This window comes from Roseibium sp. AS2 (assembly GCF_038900065.1).
Classification (GTDB): domain Bacteria; phylum Pseudomonadota; class Alphaproteobacteria; order Rhizobiales; family Stappiaceae; genus Roseibium.
Window position 1 is genome coordinate 163,595 of the sequence record NZ_JBBMQN010000009.1, and the last position, 17,886, is coordinate 181,480.

General features: G+C 62.7%; 14 protein-coding genes. 9 read left to right on the plus strand and 5 right to left on the minus strand.

Annotation, left to right across the window (positions count from 1 at the left end; all coding sequences use genetic code 11):
* Positions 1-66 precede the first annotated feature (66 nt).
* The 5 genes from WNZ15_RS23285 (at position 67) to WNZ15_RS23305 (ending at position 6,045) form a co-directional block, all read left to right on the plus strand.
* On the plus strand, positions 67-1,074 hold the full coding sequence (locus tag WNZ15_RS23285) for a BMP family protein (RefSeq protein ID WP_342895427.1): 1,008 nt from the start codon (positions 67-69) through the stop codon (positions 1,072-1,074).
* A 101-nt stretch (positions 1,075-1,175) separates the two neighbouring features.
* A complete protein-coding gene (locus WNZ15_RS23290) occupies positions 1,176-2,723 on the plus strand; it encodes an ABC transporter ATP-binding protein (RefSeq protein WP_342895428.1) in 1,548 nt (515 codons plus the stop codon).
* Complete coding sequence (locus WNZ15_RS23295; RefSeq protein WP_342895429.1) at positions 2,720-3,802, plus strand: ABC transporter permease; 1,083 nt, start codon at positions 2,720-2,722, stop codon at positions 3,800-3,802. The genes WNZ15_RS23290 and WNZ15_RS23295 overlap by 4 nt, the downstream gene beginning before the upstream one ends.
* Positions 3,799-4,743, plus strand: a complete 945-nt coding sequence (locus tag WNZ15_RS23300) for an ABC transporter permease (protein ID WP_342895430.1) — start codon at positions 3,799-3,801, stop codon at positions 4,741-4,743. Before WNZ15_RS23295 ends, WNZ15_RS23300 begins: the two co-directional genes overlap by 4 nt.
* 9 nt (positions 4,744-4,752) lie before the next feature.
* The gene (locus tag WNZ15_RS23305) at positions 4,753-6,045 is read left to right on the plus strand and encodes an amidohydrolase family protein (protein ID WP_342895431.1); all 1,293 of its coding nucleotides are present in this window, start codon (positions 4,753-4,755) and stop codon (positions 6,043-6,045) included.
* A 70-nt stretch (positions 6,046-6,115) separates the two neighbouring features.
* Here the strand turns inward: WNZ15_RS23305 and WNZ15_RS23310 are convergent, their stop codons facing one another.
* Both WNZ15_RS23310 and WNZ15_RS23315 read right to left on the minus strand, forming a co-directional pair.
* Positions 6,116-8,242: a methyl-accepting chemotaxis protein gene (locus tag WNZ15_RS23310; protein WP_342895432.1), complete on the minus strand. Its 2,127-nt coding sequence runs from the start codon at positions 8,240-8,242 to the stop codon at positions 6,116-6,118.
* A gap of 55 nt (positions 8,243-8,297) precedes the next feature.
* Positions 8,298-8,867, minus strand: a complete 570-nt coding sequence (locus WNZ15_RS23315; RefSeq protein ID WP_342895433.1) for a PDC sensor domain-containing protein — start codon at positions 8,865-8,867, stop codon at positions 8,298-8,300.
* A 334-nt stretch (positions 8,868-9,201) separates the two neighbouring features.
* On the opposite strand from WNZ15_RS23315, the gene WNZ15_RS23320 reads away from it, so the two are divergent.
* The 3 genes from WNZ15_RS23320 (at position 9,202) to pth (ending at position 11,686) form a co-directional block, all read left to right on the plus strand.
* On the plus strand, positions 9,202-9,912 hold the full coding sequence (locus tag WNZ15_RS23320; protein ID WP_342895434.1) for an MOSC domain-containing protein: 711 nt from the start codon (positions 9,202-9,204) through the stop codon (positions 9,910-9,912).
* Between the two features lie 256 nt (positions 9,913-10,168).
* Positions 10,169-10,801 (plus strand): 50S ribosomal protein L25/general stress protein Ctc, encoded by a 633-nt coding sequence (locus tag WNZ15_RS23325; protein ID WP_342895435.1) that lies wholly within the window; start codon positions 10,169-10,171, stop codon positions 10,799-10,801.
* A 141-nt stretch (positions 10,802-10,942) separates the two neighbouring features.
* Complete coding sequence (gene pth / locus WNZ15_RS23330; RefSeq protein ID WP_342895436.1) at positions 10,943-11,686, plus strand: aminoacyl-tRNA hydrolase; 744 nt, start codon at positions 10,943-10,945, stop codon at positions 11,684-11,686.
* Between the two features lie 21 nt (positions 11,687-11,707).
* Here pth and WNZ15_RS23335 read toward each other — a convergent pair whose 3' ends face one another.
* Both WNZ15_RS23335 and WNZ15_RS23340 read right to left on the minus strand, forming a co-directional pair.
* Entirely contained in the window at positions 11,708-12,328 is a 621-nt protein-coding gene (locus tag WNZ15_RS23335; protein ID WP_342895437.1) for an OmpA family protein, read from the minus strand.
* On the minus strand, positions 12,328-14,022 hold the full coding sequence (locus WNZ15_RS23340; protein WP_342895438.1) for a DUF4384 domain-containing protein: 1,695 nt from the start codon (positions 14,020-14,022) through the stop codon (positions 12,328-12,330). The genes WNZ15_RS23335 and WNZ15_RS23340 overlap by 1 nt, the downstream gene beginning before the upstream one ends.
* 235 nt (positions 14,023-14,257) lie before the next feature.
* Between WNZ15_RS23340 and ychF the strand changes: the two genes are divergently transcribed.
* On the plus strand, positions 14,258-15,358 hold the full coding sequence (gene ychF, locus WNZ15_RS23345) for a redox-regulated ATPase YchF (RefSeq protein ID WP_342895439.1): 1,101 nt from the start codon (positions 14,258-14,260) through the stop codon (positions 15,356-15,358).
* A 90-nt stretch (positions 15,359-15,448) separates the two neighbouring features.
* Here ychF and WNZ15_RS23350 read toward each other — a convergent pair whose 3' ends face one another.
* Positions 15,449-17,839: a 1-deoxy-D-xylulose-5-phosphate synthase N-terminal domain-containing protein gene (locus WNZ15_RS23350; RefSeq protein ID WP_342895440.1), complete on the minus strand. Its 2,391-nt coding sequence runs from the start codon at positions 17,837-17,839 to the stop codon at positions 15,449-15,451.
* Positions 17,840-17,886: the final 47 nt, after the last annotated feature.

A 17,886-nucleotide genomic window follows, 5' to 3' on the forward strand; every position in this document is an offset into this window, starting at 1 on the left:
CACAGCTTGTGGGCACGCATATTATATGATCAAATTTTCAGGTAAAAAACTTTCCAGGGGTTTCAGATGCTCGTTTCAATTCCGTTCTCCAGGGTCCGCAGGACCTTGCTGTCGGCCGCGCTGGCCGTCACAGTCACTGCGGGACTGTTCCAGTCTCCCGCTGATGCGGCCGATCCGATCAAGGTCGCCGCGATCTACACCGTGCCCGTCGAGCAGCAATGGGTCAGCCGCATAGACAAGGCGCTGAAAGCCGCCCAGGAGCGCGGCGAGATTACCTACACCTTCTCCGAGAACGTCGCCAATACGGACTATGAGCGCGTCATGCGCGAATACGCCGAGCAAGGCATGGACCTCGTGGTCGGTGAAGCCTTCGCCGTCGAACGGGCCGCGCGCAAGGTCGCTGCCGAATATCCCGAGACCGCCTTCCTGATGGGCTCCTCCTTCGGTCCGGCCCAGCCGAATTTCGCCGTTTTCGACAACTGGATCCATGAACCCAGCTATCTCTCCGGCATGATCGCGGGCGCGACCACCAAGTCCAACGTGATCGGCATGGTCGGCGGCTACGCGATCCCCGAGGTCAACCGCCTTATGAACGCCTTCATGGAAGGCGCGACCACCGTCAACCCGGACGTGAAGTTCCTCGTCACCTTCATCAACTCCTGGTACGACCCGCCCAAGGCCAAGGAATCTGCCTTCGCCATGATCGACAAGGGCGCGGACATCCTCTACGCGGAACGCTTCGGCGTCTCCGATGCGGCCAAGGAAAAGGGGATCCTTGCGATCGGCAACGTCATCGACACCGCGGGTGACTATCCCGGCACGATCCTGTCCTCCGCGCTGTGGCACATGGAACCGACCATCGACCGGGCAGTTGCCGCGGTTGTGGACGAAAGTTTCGAGCCGGCCGACTACGGTCCCTACAGCTTCATGTCCTATGGCGGCGGCAGCTTCCTCGTCGACGAAAGCCTGGCCCCGGCAGACGCGGTTGCGGCTGCGAAGGAAAAGGAACAGGAAATCCTCGGAGGCCTGTTCCGGGTCAATGTCAACGACAGCGAACCGAAATCCACGATGTAACCGGTTCTCGCCGGCGGCCCCAGGCGCGTATTTGGGGCCGCCGGCGCCTTCCTGCCGCGTGAGCAATCCGCGGTTTCCTGAACTCATTTCCGGAGGTCCGCATGACGGGACCCGCACAGGAAGCTGACGTCGTCCTGCGTCTGGACGGCATCACCAGACGTTTTGGTGCGTTGACGGCCAACGGCGACGTGTCGCTGGACCTGAGACGAGGCGAAATCCTGGCACTGCTGGGCGAAAACGGTGCCGGCAAGACCACCTTGATGAACATCCTGTTCGGACATTACGTGGCTGACGAGGGACGGGTCCTGGTCGATCCGGACGGCGGCGGACTTGCCGAACTGGAACCGGGATCGCCCCATGCCGCGCTCGAGGCGGGCATCGGCATGGTCCACCAGCACTTCACCCTCGCGGAGAACCTGAGCGCCCTCGACAACATCCTGCTCGGTACGGAAACCCTCGCCGCATTGAGATCCGCCCGCGCGCCCGCGCGCGCCAGACTTCAGGACCTGATGAAGCGGTCCGGCCTGACCGTGCCGCTGGAAGCGCGCATCTCGCAGTTGTCGGTCGGTGAAAAGCAGCGTGTCGAGATCCTGAAGGCGCTCTACCGCAACGCGCGGGTGCTTGTTCTCGATGAACCCACCGCCGTTCTGACACCGCAGGAATCCGACACCCTGTTCGCGACCCTCAAGACGCTGGCGCAGGACGGTCTCGGCATCATCTTCATCTCGCACAAGCTGGCGGAAGTGCTCGCCTCCTCCCATCGCATCGCCGTGCTGCGAGGCGGGCGCAAGGTGGCCGATCTGCCAACAGTCGAATGCGACCGGCGCAAGCTCGCCGAACTGATGGTCGGGCATGAAGTCGTCGAGACCGTGCGCGCGCCCGGCTCGCCCGGCGCCACCCTCTATGCCCTTCAGGATGTCACCGCCGGTCACGGCCGCGATGCCCTGCACGATATCGACCTCGACCTGAAGTCCGGAGAGATCCTCGGGATCGCGGGCATATCGGGAAACGGCCAGACGACGCTGGCCCGGGTCATATCCGGTCTGGAGCCTCCCGTTTCGGGAACCGCGACCCTGGAAGGGCGCGCGCTCGGCCATGCCGGCGCCCGAACCATGATCGACAGCGGCCTGGCGCGCATACCGGAGGACCGCCACCACGACGGCATCGTCGGCGCCATGAGCGTCTCGGAAAATCTCGCCATCGAGGCCATCCGCAAACGGGAAAACCAGCGCTTCGGCCTGCTGCGCTTTTCCGCCATGCGCGCCCGGGCCCGAAAACTGATCGCGGCCTATGATATCCGGTGCCAGAACGAGGCCAGTCCCGCACGCCTGCTTTCGGGTGGCAACATCCAGAAGATCGTGCTGGCGCGCACCCTGGAAACGGAACCGAAGGTTGTCCTGGCCGCCCAGCCGTCCCGGGGACTGGATGTCGGCGCCACGTCCGACGTGCACCAGCGCCTGCTTGCCGCCCGCGAACGCGGTGCCGGCGTACTCCTGATTTCAGAGGACCTCGATGAACTCATGCGCCTGTCCGACCGCATCGCCGTCATTCATCGCGGCCGCCTGTCCCCTGCCGAACCGACGGAGACACTCGATCGCGGGTCGCTCGGTCTCAGGATGGCCGGCCATGGCGGGGAGGAAGCTGCATGATCCGGTTTGAACCACGGGGCCCTGTGCCCGTGTCCAAAATGCTTCTTGTATCCGTTGCCGCCGCAATCTGCGCGCTGGTGCTTGCGGCCATACCCATGGCCTTCGCCGGCCTGTCGGTCTTCAGCGCCTACGGGTTGATGGTCAAGGGCGCCTTCGGCTCCCTCTTCGCCTTTACCGAAATGCTGACCAGGGCAGCGCCCCTGATCCTGACCGGGCTTGCCGCCGCGGTCGCCTTCCGGGCAAAACTGTGGAACATCGGCGCCGAGGGACAGCTTTATGCCGGCGCCCTGGCCGCCGTCGCCGTCGGCACCGGTGTGGTCACCGGTCCGTCTTACGTGCTGATCCCGCTGGTCGTTCTGGCAGGCGCCTTGGCAGGCGGCCTGGTCATGCTGGGGCCGACGCTGCTGAAGACCCGTCTGGGCGTCGACGAGGTGGTCACCACGCTGCTGTTGAATTTCATCATCCTGCTGTTCGTCCAGATGATGCTGGAAGGACCGATGCAGGATCCGATGGGCATGGGCTGGCCTCAATCCGAACCCATTCTCGACGACGCGGCCCTGCCCAAGCTGATGGCGCGCATGCGGATCCATGGCGGGCTGATTGTCGCGCTGGTCGCGTCGCTGGGGGTCTGGTTCCTGTTGAAACGCACGGTCTGGGGCTTCGAGATCCGGGCCGTGGGGGAAAACGCCGCTGCCGCGCGGCATGCGGGCATTCCGGTCACCGCCACATTTGTCCGGGTCGGCCTTCTATCGGGCGCACTCGCGGGCCTCGCCGGCGTCGGTGAAGTTGCCGGCCTCAAGGGCTACCTCACCGCCGATCTGTCTCCCGGCTTCGGCTATTCAGGCATCGTCGTGGCAATGCTGGCGGGCCTGTCACCGGCCGGCGTCGTCCTGGCGGCTCTCTTCATTGCCAGCATTTTTGTCGGCGCGGATTCCATGTCCCGGGCCACCGGCGTCTCCAACTATCTGGCCGACCTGATTGTCGCGATGGCGCTACTGTGTGTGCTTGTTTCCGGTCTGTTTCTGAGGTTCAGGATCCGATTTGTCGGCGCTCCGGCAACGAAGGGATCAACGCCATGATCGAGATCCTCGACATTCTCGTGTCCGCAAATTTCTGGGCGGCCGCCCTGCGCATCGCCACACCGCTGATATTCGGCGTGATCGGTGCGCTCCTGTGCGAGCGGGCCGGGGTTCTCAATCTCGGCATCGAGGGCATCTTCACCGCCGGTGCGATGGCCGGCTGGATGGCGGTCTGGCTCGGCGCCGGGCTGTGGGGCGGCGTGGCCGTCGCGGCCCTGGCCGGCGCCTTCTTCGGGTTGATACACGCGATCCTGACCGTTCCGCTCGGTCTTTCTCAGCATGTCTCCGGCATCGGCGTGACGCTGTTTGCCACCGCGCTCAGCTATTTCATCTACCGCACCGCCTTGCCGGAAGTCTCCTCCCCGCCCCGGATCGAGGCCTTCCAGCCCCTCGACATTCCCGGCCTCAGCGACCTGCCATTCTTCGGACCGGCCCTGTTCCAGCAGACGCCCCTCACATTTCTGGCTCTGGCCCTGGTCATCGCCACCGCCTATGTGCTCTACCGAACCCCGCTCGGCCTGGCGATCCGCGCTGTCGGCGACAATCCGGCGGCCGTCGAGTCCCAGGGCCTGTCCGTCTACGCCATCCGGATGGGCACTGTTGTCGCCGGTTCGGCGATCATGGCGCTTGGCGGCGCCTTCCTGACCATGTCCGCCTTCGATGCGTTCTTCTTCGGCATGGTCAACGGCCGCGGCTGGATCTGCATCGCACTGACCGTCTTTGCCTCCTGGCGGCCCGGAAAGGCCTTGCTCGGCGCACTTCTGTTCGGCGCCTTCGACGCGTTTCAGGTCCGTCTTCAGACCGAGGTCGGCAGCTTCATTCCGGGTCAGGTGTTCCTGATGATGCCCTATCTCCTGTCCATCGCCGCGCTGATCGTGGTTGCCCGCCGGGCCGATTATCCGCGGGCACTGCTGGTGCCCTATTTCCGTGGCCAACGCTGAGACCCGTCCATGAGCTTCGACCTTCTCGTCAAGAACGCCAACCTGCCCGACGGCCGCACCCAAATGGACATCGCCTGCAAGGGCGGCCGCATCGAAGCCGTGGAAGCCGGCATCACGGCGGAGGCCGGCAAGGTCATCGACGCGAACGGCCGTCTGGTCTCGCCGCCTTTCGTCGACAGTCATTTCCACATGGATGCGACGCTCTCCCTGGGCCTGCCCCGCATGAACCGCAGCGGCACGCTGCTGGAGGGCATCGCGCTGTGGGGCGAATTGAAGGACATCCTGACCGTCGATGCCGTCGTCGAGCGGGCCTTGAAATATTGCGACCTCGCGGTCTCCCAGGGCCTTCTGGCGATCCGCTCCCATGTCGATGTCTGCGACGACCGGCTGACCGGGGTCGAAGGCCTGCTGGAAGTCCGCGACAGGGTGAAGGACTATATCGATCTTCAACTGGTGGCGTTTCCGCAGGACGGTCTCTACCGGTCCCCCAATGCGGAAAAGAACCTTTTGAAGGCCCTCGACATGGGCGTCGACATCGTTGGCGGCATCCCGCATTTCGAACGCACCATGGAGGACGGCGCCCGGTCCGTCGTCCGCCTGTGCGAAATCGCGGCCGAGCGCAGCTTGCGGGTCGACATGCATTGCGACGAGACCGACGATCCCCTGTCCCGTCATATCGAAACGCTGGCCCATGAGACGCAGAGACTTGGATTGCACGGCCGTGTCGCGGGATCGCACCTGACCTCGATGCATTCCATGGACAATTACTACGTCTCCAAGCTGCTGCCGCTGATCGCGGAGGCCGGGATCCATGCGATCGCCAATCCGCTGATCAACATCACGCTTCAGGGCCGCCACGACAGTTATCCCAAGCGCCGCGGCCAGACCCGGGTGCCGGAATTGCGCGCGCATGGCGTCAACGTCGCCTTCGGCCACGACTGCGTGATGGATCCCTGGTATTCGATGGGATCCGGCGACATGCTGGAAGTTGCCTCCATGGGACTTCATGTGGCCCAGATGACCAGCCGGGAGGCGATCCGCTACTGCTTCGACTGCGTCACCGGCCATCCGGCAAGGGCAATGGGTCTGGAAGGCTATGGTCTGGACAAGGGCTGCAAGGCGGATTTCGTGCTCCTCCAGGCCCGGGACACCATCGAGGCCGTCCGCCTGAAGGCCACCCGGCTTGCGGTTGTCAGGGGCGGCAGGGTGATCGCCACCACCGCGCCCCGGGAAGCGGAACTTTCGCTCGAAGGACGTCCCGGCCGGATCGATCCCTCGGCCTTTGCGCCGAGGGAAGGCTAGGGCCGTTCCGCGACCCCGCGGAACAGCCTCAAGTCATGGTCAAACAGGTTCCTGTCTGTCGCGGCTGGAATCAGGCCGCCGCCACCGCCGTCAGGAAGCGATCGACCGTTTCGCGCAACGCGTTCGTACGGGCGCTCACATCCGTTGAAGCAGACAGGACCTGACCTGTGGACTCGCTGGTGACCTGCGCCTTTTCCGAGATCGTAATGACCGAATTCGCCACATTCTGCGTGCCTGTGGCCGCCTCCTGAATGTTTCCGGAGATCTCGTTGGTTGCCGCGCCCTGCTGTTCGACCGCCGCCGCGATCGTTCCGGTGTAATTGTCGACCTCGCCCATGGTTTCGGCGATGCTCGCAATCGCCGTAACGGCTTCCTTGGTCGCGACCTGCACTTCCGCGATCTGCCCTTCGATTTCCTCGGTGGCCTTTGCGGTCTGTGTCGCAAGTTCCTTGACCTCGGATGCGACAACGGCGAAGCCGCGCCCGGCTTCTCCGGCCCGGGCCGCCTCGATGGTCGCATTCAGGGCCAGCAGGTTGGTCTGCTCGGCAATCGCCGAGATCAGGCTGACCACGTCCCCGATCCGCTGCGCGGCTTCGGCAAGCCCCTCGATCTTCTCGTTGGTCTGGCGGGCACCTTCCGACGCGGTCCCCACGATTTCCGTGGTTGCGACGACCTGGCGCCGGATTTCCTGGATCGACGCGGACAATTCCTCCGCGGCGGACGCGACGGTCTGCACATTGGTCGAGGCCGCTTCGGACGAAGCCGAGGCGCCGGATGCATCCCGCGCGGTCTCGTCCGCCAGGCTGTTCAGCTTCTCGGCCTCTTCCCGCATTTGCGTGCTGTTGTCGGCAACCGCATCCAGCATCTCGCTGACTTCGGAGCGGAACCCGTCGATCATTCTCGCGATTTCCGCGGACTGTCTTTCCTGGAGATTCGCGGCCGCGCTCTGCTCGGCCTCCAGACGCTCCCGCGCGAGTGCGTTTTCCCGGAACACGAGAACTGTTTCGGCCATTTGCGAGATTTCGTCGGATGCCTTTTGCGACGGAATCTCGACCGCCGTATCACCGCTCGCCAGACGGCTCATCACCGTGCCCAGGCTGTTGATGCGGCCCGACAGGGTCCTGGCAACCAGCAGCCCGACGACACCGGCGATGACAGCACACACGATCGCGATCAGGAAAATCCAGAACTGGAGCGCGGACAAGGGTGCCAGAACCTCGCGCACATCCTGCACGACCGTGAGCGCATAGGCCTTGCCGAACGCAGTGTAGGGCACCACGGCTGCGAACACGCTCCGGCCGTCATAGTCGGACATCTGCCCGAACACGATGCCACCGTTCAAGGCTTTGCTGATCTCCGGCGCACCGAACTTGTCGCTCAGAATTTCGGATTTTTCCGGCGTGCGGGCGCTGTCGTTCATGACCAGACCGCTGTCGTTCACCAGGTGGATGTTGCCCGTCTCTCCAAGCCCGGCATAGTTTCCCAGCATGGAACTGATCTTACCAAGCGGCATCTGGTAGACGATAACGCCGATCGTTTTCGAACCGGCGGTGATCGGGGCCGACCAGAAGCCCGCGGGCCGGTCTTCATTGCCTTTGTAGGCGACCGGGTCAATTCCGCTGATCGTTCCCGCTTCGCCGACAAGGGCCTGCTCGAATGCGGCGGCCAGGGGCGTGTCTTTCCAGCCGTCGGCGTGGACGTTGATGCCGAAATCAGCGAATTTGCGCACGCTGTAGATGACATCGCCGGACAGGTTGACCAGAACCATGTCCGGATAGTCATTGACATTGGCATAGTCGCGCAGCGTTGCATGATGCTTGCCATGCGCCTTGTCATAGGGCTTCCTGCCCGCCTTGAGGAGTTGATCGCGCTCGCCGGCCGGGTGCGGATTGTCGGTAACATAGAGCCGGGTCAGCATCTCGGACGCCTTGTCCTTGTACTTGTCCCAGGCGGTTGCAAAGTCGCTGTAGGCGGCGCGGAGCGCCTTGCCTTGCGCATGCGCGCCGACCGCGCTTTCCTTGCTTCGGTAGAATTCCAGCAGGGCATCCTTGCGGCTTTCCGCGAGAGCGACAAGCCGTTGCTCGGCCTGAGTGCGAACTGTGTCGGCTCCGGACAGGTAGCTGGCAACACCAACACCTGCCGAACACAGAAGTGCGATGCCGAGCACCAACACCGGAAGTTTGGCGGAAACTTTCAAGGAACCCTCCCACGGGGAACGGGAAAACCATCGGTTTTCCCGTTGTTTAGTCTACTCAGAGGTTGTCGACGTTGACGCCGAATGTCGCGGCCCCGATGACCTCGCCACTCGCCGGATCGACGACCGGAACGCTCACCTGGCTCTGCAGGGTCTGCGTGCTCTCGTCCTCTTCGAGTTCACTGATGTCCAGGCCGTCAGCGCCGACAGAATAGGTTTTCTGCCACTTGGCTTCATCGCCCTGCCAGTAGTCGGATGTCACTTCGCTCTGGCCGACGTTGAGGCCCTTTGCGTCCATCACGAAAATCTCGGTGAACAGACCGTCGTTGCTCTCTTGCACGTCCGCCAGATAGACGGACAGGGGATTGTCCATCACTTCGTCGATCATCGGCTGATCGACCGCCTCGGTTTCCGCGCGCCAGGTCTTGTCCAGTTCGTCGATCTTGGCCTGGTCATAACCGCCGGTGACACCGTTTTGCGCCTTCACGGCGGCCACAACTTCGTCGGTCGTGACAATGGCGGCGATTTTCCCGCCGGCAAGGTCCTTGAGTTCGTTTTCGAATTCGTTCGCGGAAGCGGCGCTTGCTGACAACACACAAACAGCCGTCATAGTAAGAATATATTTCATGGATCTCTCCCAATTACTCACCCAAAGTAATTTAGGAAAAATCGATTAACATTTTATATATATTGCAATTATCTTGGAATTAATCTTCAGAAACAGATACATCACAGCTCAAGTAAAAACTCATTTTCATACATTTCAAAGGCTTAAACTCCGGATTACGGAGAAAGTTCGTCAAAGTGGATGAAATCTGCAATTGCATTTCTTGAAAAACACACTCTTTTACATTGATTGCATAAATTTTAAACACAACTAAACCTACCCCTTCCGAAAGGTCTCCGCATGGTTGACAATCCACATATCGGCGGCGGCCTCTCAAATGGGAGGCCAGGCCGTCATGGCGCTGAGGAATGGCTTCACGATGACCGGTATCGCCCGCATTCTGGGACTGTATCAGGGACAGCCCGAACACCGCTGGCAGGGCAAGGACCCGTCGGCGATCCGCAAGATCCGCGCTGACGGGCCGCTCCGGGTGACAATTACCGGTCTTGCCGAAGACCGTCAGGCGGATCGAACGGCGCACGGAGGACCGGACATGGCGCTGCATGCCTACCCTTCCGAGCACTATGCCCATTGGCGCGAGACGTTTCCCGGCAAGGCGGCGGTCTACGCGCCTGGCGGGTTCGGCGAAAACCTGTCTACTGAAGGGCTCACGGAAGCCGGCCTGTGCATCGGCGATGTCTTTTCCGCCGGCACGGCCCGCCTTCAGGTCACCCAGGGACGCCAGCCTTGCTGGAAACTGAACATGCACACGGACAATCCCGCCCAGGCTGCCGCGTTTCGCAAAACGGCGAGGACCGGCTGGTACCTCAGGGTGCTGGAAGAAGGCGTGCTGGAGGCGGGGGATGAAATGGGTCTTGTCGACCGCCCTTGCCCGCACTGGAGCCTCCGCGAAGTCATCTTCGCTCGTTTCAACCCCCAGCTCGATCTGGCGACGGCTTCGGCATTGGCGGGGCTTGAGGAACTCGGCCAACCATGGCGGACCGCCTTTGCCAGAAAGGCCGATCCGGAGAGCCGTACCGGCGCGACCCCGGCCCTCGGGGACTGACAGGAAACACTGCAGTGCCGCGGCCCGTTCGGGCGCCGGCTCCGGACAGGGCCGGTCCGATCTGCCAAAACTCGATTTCCGCGGGGGAATGCCGGTCTTGCGTGTCGTCGGACTTGCACATTTCCCGCAGTTTCTGTATACCCCGCTCGCGCCTGCACCCCTGGAGGAGGCGTTTAAGGACCGATCCCGGACAACTTGAAGCTTCTGGCACGGTGGTTCGCCGGTCCGTCATCTATACACTCGAAGGAGTTTTGCCATGGCTGCCAGCTATGAGCTGAAGGCGTCGGCACGGGACCGGGTGGGCAAGGGGGCCGCTCGGACACTGCGTCGCGAAGGCCTTCTCCCCGCCGTGATCTACGGCGACAAGAAACCTGCCCTGCCGATCACCATTCCGATGAAAGAGACCACCCTCACCTTGAAAAAGGGCGGTTTCCTTACCCACGTCGGTATCGTCGAAGTCGACGGCAAGAAGCACCAGGTCATCGCCAAGGACTATCAGCTGCACCCGGTGCGCGACGATATCCTGCACGTCGATTTCCTGCGTGTCGCCAAGGGCTCGACACTGACCGTCGACCTGCCGGTTCACTTCCTGAACGAAGAGATCTGCCCGGGCATCAAGAAGGGTGGCGTTCTGAACATCGTTCGTCACACCGTCGAAATGACCGTGCCGGCCGACAACATTCCGGAAGCCCTGGTACTGGATCTGGCCAAGGCCCAGCCGGGCGACAGCCTGCATATTTCCGCAGTGAGCCTGCCGGAAGGCTGCCTGCCGACCATCACCGATCGCGACTTTACCATCGCAACGATCGCGGCTCCGGCCGGTGTCCAGGAGACTGACGACACCGAAGAGGAAGCAACGGAAGAAACCACGGAAGCCTCCGGCGAATAAACCCGGTTCCAGTGGTATCAGGTCAGGGAGGCGGCCGCCGCCTCCCCGCACCAGGTCAGAAGCCCGCCACCGGGTCGGTGACCTGAAGCAGCCGCAATCGGCTGCTTTTTCATTTCAGGATCCAGTCTTGGAAGGCATGCCATGAAACTGATCGTCGGCCTTGGCAATCCGGGTGCGAAACACGCGGGCAACCGGCACAATATCGGCTTCATGGCCGTAGACGAGATCCACCGCCGCCATGCCGGCTTCCAGCCCTGGCGATCCCGGTTTCAAGGTCAGGTATCCGAAGGCCGTCTCGGCGCGGAAAAGGTCCTGCTTCTGAAGCCTTCCACCTATATGAACGAATCCGGCCGCTCCGTCGGGGAAGCCATTCGTTTCTTCAAGCTGGAGCCGGAAGACATCGTCGTGCTCTATGATGAACTCGACCTGCCCCCGGCCAAATTCCGCATGAAACAGGGCGGCGGCCATGGCGGCCACAATGGGCTGCGGTCAATCTCCGCCCATATCGGCACGGACTACCGGCGCCTGCGCCTCGGTATCGGCCACCCCGGCGACAAGAAACTGGTCTCCAACCACGTGCTCGGCGATTTTGCCAAGGTGGACCGGGACTGGCTGGAGCCTCTGCTGGCGGAAGTCGCCGACAACGCCGGTCTGCTGGCAGAGGGCAAGGACAGTCAGTTCGCCAACAAGCTGACCCTGGCCCTGGAGCCGGAAAAGGCCCGCCGCAAGGACAAACCCGCGCCGGCCAGAGACGGCTCACCCGAGACGGCGAAGCCCAAAGGCCAGAGCCACATCCGCCAGGCCCGCCCGCCGAAGACCGTCAGCGCGCCCAAATCGGGGCCCATGGCCGACATTTTGAAAAAACTTCTCGGCGGTGGCGACTGATCGTTCAATTCCGGCCGGCTCTCACGACAACGGCTGGACGTTGATGATCTCCACCCGGCGATTGCGGCCGCTGTCCGGGTTGTAGCGGTCCACGGGCCGGCTCTCGCCATAGCCCACCGGCACCAGCCGTTCCCGGGGAATGCTGAAAAAGGCGGCGAGGAATTCGGCCACCATGAACGCCCGGCGCCTGGACAGGTCCAGATTATATGCCGCCGTGCCGCGCAGGTCGGTGTGCCCGGCGATCTGAAAGCGCATGTTCCTCAGCCGCGGATCCTTCAGGGCGCCTCCCAGCGCCTGCAGGGTCAGAATGCCGTCATTGGTCAGCGACGCGGAATCGAATTCGAAATTGACCGTCAGATTGATGCGCGGCAGCTCCGCTTCCGGCGGCAACTGCCCCTCGATATTGATGCCCCTGTAAGGATGCGGTTCCTTTTTGCGGAGCGACCTGGACGTGCCCTGGCCGCCGTTCGGCAACAACGCGCGGATGATCTCCTCGCTGGTCACCGTCTGGGCCTGCGGGGGAGCGGGCACCACCAGCAGCCCGACCAGCAACACCGCCGCGATCAGCATCGGCCGGCAAGCCGGAAGTGACAGTGCACAAGCTCGTTCGATGAAGAACCGCATGGGAGCAACCTCGTTCATTACTGGTCCCGAATGGTCAGATGCAGCACAGCCGCTGAAATCTCGCGCGGAAGCCGGGTTTCTTCCGGCCGTTCCCTCATGCCCGCACGCAAGGCGGTCAGAAAATAGCGGTCGTCCGCCATGGCGCTGCCGCCCTCGACACTCACAGGCATGGAGAACTGGCCGCTGCCGCCGTCCTCCAGATCTTCCAGCTGGGCAATCGGACTGCGCGCGGCGATCACCACGATGGCTTCCGAGCCGGCGGGCGGTTGAACGGTGAACTTCTGGCGTCCTTGCCGGCCATCGCCGAAGACGAAGGTTTCGCCGAAGCCGACCTGCCGCCGGACCGGAGCGCGCCGCGGCAGCAGATTGACCACCGTGCCGTCCGCCTGGATGTAGATGATGTAAAGGAAGGCTGCGAAGTCCGGCGCGGTGACCTCGAAGGCCAGCGAGTCGCCATAGCTCAAGTCGGCGCTGCCGCCGTGCAGGCGGATGGTCGGCCGGGAGGGTTCCGCCAGCGGACGGTCGAGGGTCTTGAGCACTTCGCAGACCGGCCATGGCCGGACGTCGACTTTCCGGATCTGCTCGGGTGGAAAGTCCTCGCTCAGCTTTGCCAGCGCCGCCTGGCTGCTGACGAAGCCCCCGAGCAGCGGCATCCCGCCCGGAACCTCTTCCGTCACGTAGAGGCGGCTGCAATTGTCTTCGGCGAAGGCAACCTCGTTGCCACGGTCGGTGCGCGACATGCCCGGCACCGGACGTGGTGGCCGGATTCCGGTGCGCATGACCGAGGCATTGCGCATGTCCGCAAGCGCGGCCCCATAGCTGATCCAGCCGAACCCGTCGCCCGACCAGTACGGTCCCCAGGAGTTCTGGACCAGAAATGCCTGTCGGCGCTCGTCATAGCCGACCAGCACCATCTGGTGGCCGCCGGACGGTCCCGCATTGCGCCCCAGCGATCCCTGATAGATTTCGCCGGCCTTCAGGTATTGCAGCGTCACGCCGTCGGGTGTTCGCGCCGACGGCACCACGTCGAACATCCGGAAACCGACGGCAACCGGATGGCCGGCGGCCAGTTGCTGCTTGATCGCATCCAGGTCCCGGCGACTGGGCCTGCGCCGGTCCCTTTCCACGACATAGATGAACTGGAAATCGCGGATGCGGAACCTGTCCGGTGCGGCCGAGGGCCGTTCGACACGTTCCGAGCACATGGCCACATCGGGGATGGCATCCAGATCGGGCGCACCCCGCCCCTTGAAATAGGACATGGCGAAAAAGGCATGGCTGCCCGCCGCCTCGCAGGCCTCGTTCCTATTACGGATCTGGGAATGAAGAAAAGCCGGGCTCGGCGTGAACGACCGGCTGCCCGGCGAGACATTGTTTTCCAGAGCGGCGTAATAACCGCGCATCGCGTAGCCGACGGCGTAGGAGACGCAACTGCCGTGGATCTGCAGGAGCGGCGGCGGCATCAGCGGCGACAGGTCGATGGCGTCGGGAATATAGGCCCGGGTGACGGTGGTCCGGCCGACATTCTCCAGAAGAGCCGGATCGATGGAGCTGTCCCCGTAAAGCCCTGTCAGGCTGCCCGGATCGAAGCCCTGCGCCGTTGCCGTGCCAACGGGGCCGGAGATCCAGAGGGCCAGCGCGGCCGCAAGCATCCCGGTAAACCGGACCCGGCCTGCAGTCAAAGGCCCCGACTTCAAATGTCTGGAGATCATGCCGCTTTATATTCCCGAAAAACAGTCGTCCTGAAAATTACGGTGAGTATACCCGATGCCGGATCGGAAGGAAGCGCAGAACGCCCTCGGTTGAACCGGCGGCCCTTTTTGCAGCTCCGAGCCGCCTGGCTTTGGCCGCGGATCCCGGCCTTGCCCGCGCTAAGCCTTGACCTGCCCGTTGCGCTCGGGCATGTAGCCCAGCAACAGTTTCAGACCAGATCGAAAGCGAACTCCCATGGGTTTTCAGTGCGGCATTGTCGGACTGCCGAATGTCGGCAAGTCCACGCTCTTCAACGCGCTCACCAAGACCGCGGCCGCGCAGGCTGCCAACTATCCGTTCTGCACCATTGAGCCGAACACCGGCGAGGTGGCGGTGCCGGACCCACGTCTGTACGCCATTCGCGAGGTGGCCGGATCCAAGGAAGTGATCCCGACCCGCATCACCTTTGTCGACATTGCCGGCCTCGTGCGCGGCGCGTCCAAGGGCGAAGGCCTCGGCAACCAGTTTCTCGCCAATATCCGCGAAGTCGATGCCATCGCCCATGTGCTGCGTTGCTTCGAGGACGATGACATCACCCATGTGGAAGGCACGATCGATCCGCTGGCCGATGCCGAGACGGTGGAAACCGAACTGATGGTTTCCGACATGGAAAGCCTCGAGCGGCGCATCGCACCGCTGAAGAAGAAAGCCGGTGGCGGCGACAAGGAAGCCAAGGTGCTGCTGCCGATCATGGAAGGCGCCCTCGCCCTCCTGCAGGACGGCAAGCCCGCGCGCCTGCTGCAGGTGGCCGACGCGGAAGAGGCACGTCTGCTGCAGGGACTGAACCTTCTGACATCCAAGCCCGTGCTTTATGTCTGCAATGTCGACGAAGCCTCGGCCGGAACCGGCAATGCCTTGTCGGAAAAGGTCGCTGAACGCGCGAAGCAGGAAGGCGCGGTCGCCGTGGTGATTTCCGCGGCCATCGAGGCGGAGATCTCGCAGCTCGACAAGGAAGAACAGGAAGAATTCCTGGAGACCATCGGTCTGGAAGAGCCCGGCCTCGACCGCATGATCCGCGCCGGCTACGACCTGCTTGGCCTGATCACCTATTTCACCGCCGGCCCGAAGGAAACCCGTGCCTGGACCATCACCGAGGGCACCAAGGCGCCGGGAGCGGCCGGTGTCATTCATACGGACTTCGAGCGCGGATTCATCCGGGCCCAGACCATCGCTTATGACGATTATGTCGGCCTCGGCGGCGAAACCGCCGCCAAGGAAGCCGGCAAGTCGCGCGACGAAGGCAAGGAATATGTCGTCAAGGACGGCGACGTCCTCTTGTTCAAGTTCAACACCTGACGAGATATCGCCGCCGCGCCGGAGCGCATCCGGGCTGATGCTGCCCTTCACCGGGCACCATGGATCAAGGGCCGTGACAGGAACAAGAGTTCACACCCTGGTTGCGGCCCCCATGGATTGGGCGATTTCCGGGCCGGTCGGCAACGCCTTGCGCGCTTCTTCCACGATGGCATCACGATTGATGCCGAAATGGGCATAAAGGTCGGCGATTGTTCCCGTTTGTCCGAAGTGCTCGACCCCGAGCGGAATGGTTCGATGCCCGGCCACAGCCCCCAGCCATGACAGCGTGGCGGGGTGGCCATCGAGCACGGTCAGGACCTTGCAGTGGCCGGGGAGGCCAAACAGCAGTTTTTCGACATGGCAGGTCGCCTGTCGGTTGCCGCGCGCGCGGCTGCGCTGCGCGGCCGTCCAGCCCGCATTCAGCCGGTCGGCTGACGTAACCGCAAGCACCCCGATATCCCGATGGGTCTCGGCCAGGCGTCCCGCGGCTTCGATGGCCTCATTGGCGACGGCGCCCTGATAGGCAATGACGATTTCGCAGTTCGGTCCAGGCTTGCGAAGCCAGTACGCACCGTCAATGGCACCCTGGCGAAAGTCGTCATCAACGCGCTTGCCCGGTTGCTCCAGCGGCTTTGTTGTCAGGCGAAGATAGACAGAGCCACCGGTTTCGTCCCGAAGCCACGTGCGCTCGTCGGGATCGCTCCCGCCGTCGCGCTGCAGGTAATCAAACGCCCACTCCATGATCACGGCGAGTTCATCCGCAAATGCCGGTTCGAAACTCGCCAGACCGTCCTGGGCCATTCCAGTCAGGGGTGTTCCGATAGACTGGTGCGCGCCGCCTTCCGGCGCGAGCGTTACTCCCGATGGCGTTCCGACGATCATGAAACGGGCATCCTGGTAGCAGGCGTAGTTCAGGGCATCCAGACCGCGATGAACGAACGGGTCATAGACCGTTCCGATCGGTATGATCCGCTTGCCCCAAAGGCTGTGCGCCAGGCCAGCCGCCCCCAGGAGCAGAAACAGGTTCATTTCCGCAATGCCCAACTCAACATGCTGACCTTCCGGGGCAAAATTCCACTTGGCGGTCGAGGGGATGCGATGCTCGATAAAGGCATCCTTTTGCGCTTGACGTGCGAAAAGCTTGCGCCGATTGACGAACGCCCCGAGACCGGTCGTGCCGGTGACATCCGGCGAGGTGGTCATGATCCGTGCGGCAAGATCGCTCTGGCCTTTTGACAGCTCATCAAGAATTTTTCCAAACGCGGCCTGTGTCGAAATCTCGCGATCCGTCGAAAACGCGATCCCGGGAACAGGCAGTTTTTCATCGGAATGGCGCCTCGTCCCCTTTCCGAAGAACGGAACCTCCGCGAGAAACGACTTCAGTCCGGCTTCATCGTCGACAGCGGCGAAGGGGTCCCACTCCTGCCCTTCCGGCACGGCCATGTGTTTTTGCCAGTCCGCCATTTGCGCCCTGGTCATGAGACCGCCGTGATTGTCCTTGTGCCCGGCGATGGGAGTTCCCCAGCCCTTGATCGTATAGGCAAGAAAGCAGGTCGGACGGTCATGATCGATGGCCGCGAAGGTTTCCGCCATCGTCTGCACACAGTTGCCGCCGAGATTTTCCATCAGATCGGCAAGCTCGGCATCGCTGCGTTTGTCCAGAAGGGCCGTGACGTCGCCCTGGTCGCCCAGGTCATCCATCAGGCGTTTTCGCCAGACTTCACCGCCCATGTAGGTCAACGCGGCGTATTCGGCATTCGGGCAGGCATCGATCCAGGAGCGAAGCTTCTCGCCGCCGGGTTCATCGAATGCCGCGCGTTGCAATATCCCGTATTTGATTTTGACGACATCCCAGCCGAACGCATCGAATATCCTGTCTATGCGTTCGAACAGGCCCTCGCGTACGATTCCATCTAGAGACTGTCGATTGTAGTCGATGATCCACCAGGTATTCCGAAGATCGTTCTTCCAGCCTTCCTGCAGAACCTCATAGACGTTGCCTTCGTCCATTTCCGCATCGCCCACAAGCGCCACCATCCGGCCCAGCCTGGTGTCCGCGCCCCATTCCTTTGCCTTGATGAAATCCTGCACGATTGAAGCAAGCGCGGTGATGCCGACCCCCAGACCGACGGAGCCGGTCGAAAAGTCCACATCGTCGGTGTCCTTGGTGCGGCTCGGATAGCTTTGAACCCCGCCATAGCCGCGGAAGGCCTCCATTTTCTCGCGCGTCTGGGTCCCCATCAGATAGTGCATCGCGTGAAAGACCGGCGATGCATGAGGCTTGACCGCAACCCGGTCTTCGGGCCGGAGCACGGAGAAATAGAGCGCGGTCATGATCGAGACCATGGACGCGGAAGACGCCTGATGCCCGCCAACCTTGATGCCATCCACCTTGGGGCGGATGTGATTGGCATTGTGGATCATCCAGTGCGACAGCCAGAGCAGCCGTTGTTCGATGGTTTTCAGATGCACACTGGACATGGGGCGACCTCCGGTATCATGGGCAGGGTATGGATTGGGGCAGAGGC

Coding starts and splice junctions, on each gene's coding strand:
- WNZ15_RS23340 (WP_342895438.1), bottom strand. CDS start 14,022: ATGATCTCCAGACATTTGAAGTCGGGGCCTTTGACTGCAGGCCGGGTC.
- WNZ15_RS23295 (WP_342895429.1), top strand. CDS start 2,720: ATGATCCGGTTTGAACCACGGGGCCCTGTGCCCGTGTCCAAAATGCTT.
- WNZ15_RS23335 (WP_342895437.1), bottom strand. CDS start 12,328: ATGAACGAGGTTGCTCCCATGCGGTTCTTCATCGAACGAGCTTGTGCA.
- pth (WP_342895436.1), top strand. CDS start 10,943: ATGAAACTGATCGTCGGCCTTGGCAATCCGGGTGCGAAACACGCGGGC.
- WNZ15_RS23300 (WP_342895430.1), top strand. CDS start 3,799: ATGATCGAGATCCTCGACATTCTCGTGTCCGCAAATTTCTGGGCGGCC.
- WNZ15_RS23350 (WP_342895440.1), bottom strand. CDS start 17,839: ATGTCCAGTGTGCATCTGAAAACCATCGAACAACGGCTGCTCTGGCTG.
- WNZ15_RS23305 (WP_342895431.1), top strand. CDS start 4,753: ATGAGCTTCGACCTTCTCGTCAAGAACGCCAACCTGCCCGACGGCCGC.
- WNZ15_RS23315 (WP_342895433.1), bottom strand. CDS start 8,867: ATGAAATATATTCTTACTATGACGGCTGTTTGTGTGTTGTCAGCAAGC.
- WNZ15_RS23320 (WP_342895434.1), top strand. CDS start 9,202: ATGGCGCTGAGGAATGGCTTCACGATGACCGGTATCGCCCGCATTCTG.
- ychF (WP_342895439.1), top strand. CDS start 14,258: ATGGGTTTTCAGTGCGGCATTGTCGGACTGCCGAATGTCGGCAAGTCC.
- WNZ15_RS23285 (WP_342895427.1), top strand. CDS start 67: ATGCTCGTTTCAATTCCGTTCTCCAGGGTCCGCAGGACCTTGCTGTCG.
- WNZ15_RS23325 (WP_342895435.1), top strand. CDS start 10,169: ATGGCTGCCAGCTATGAGCTGAAGGCGTCGGCACGGGACCGGGTGGGC.
- WNZ15_RS23290 (WP_342895428.1), top strand. CDS start 1,176: ATGACGGGACCCGCACAGGAAGCTGACGTCGTCCTGCGTCTGGACGGC.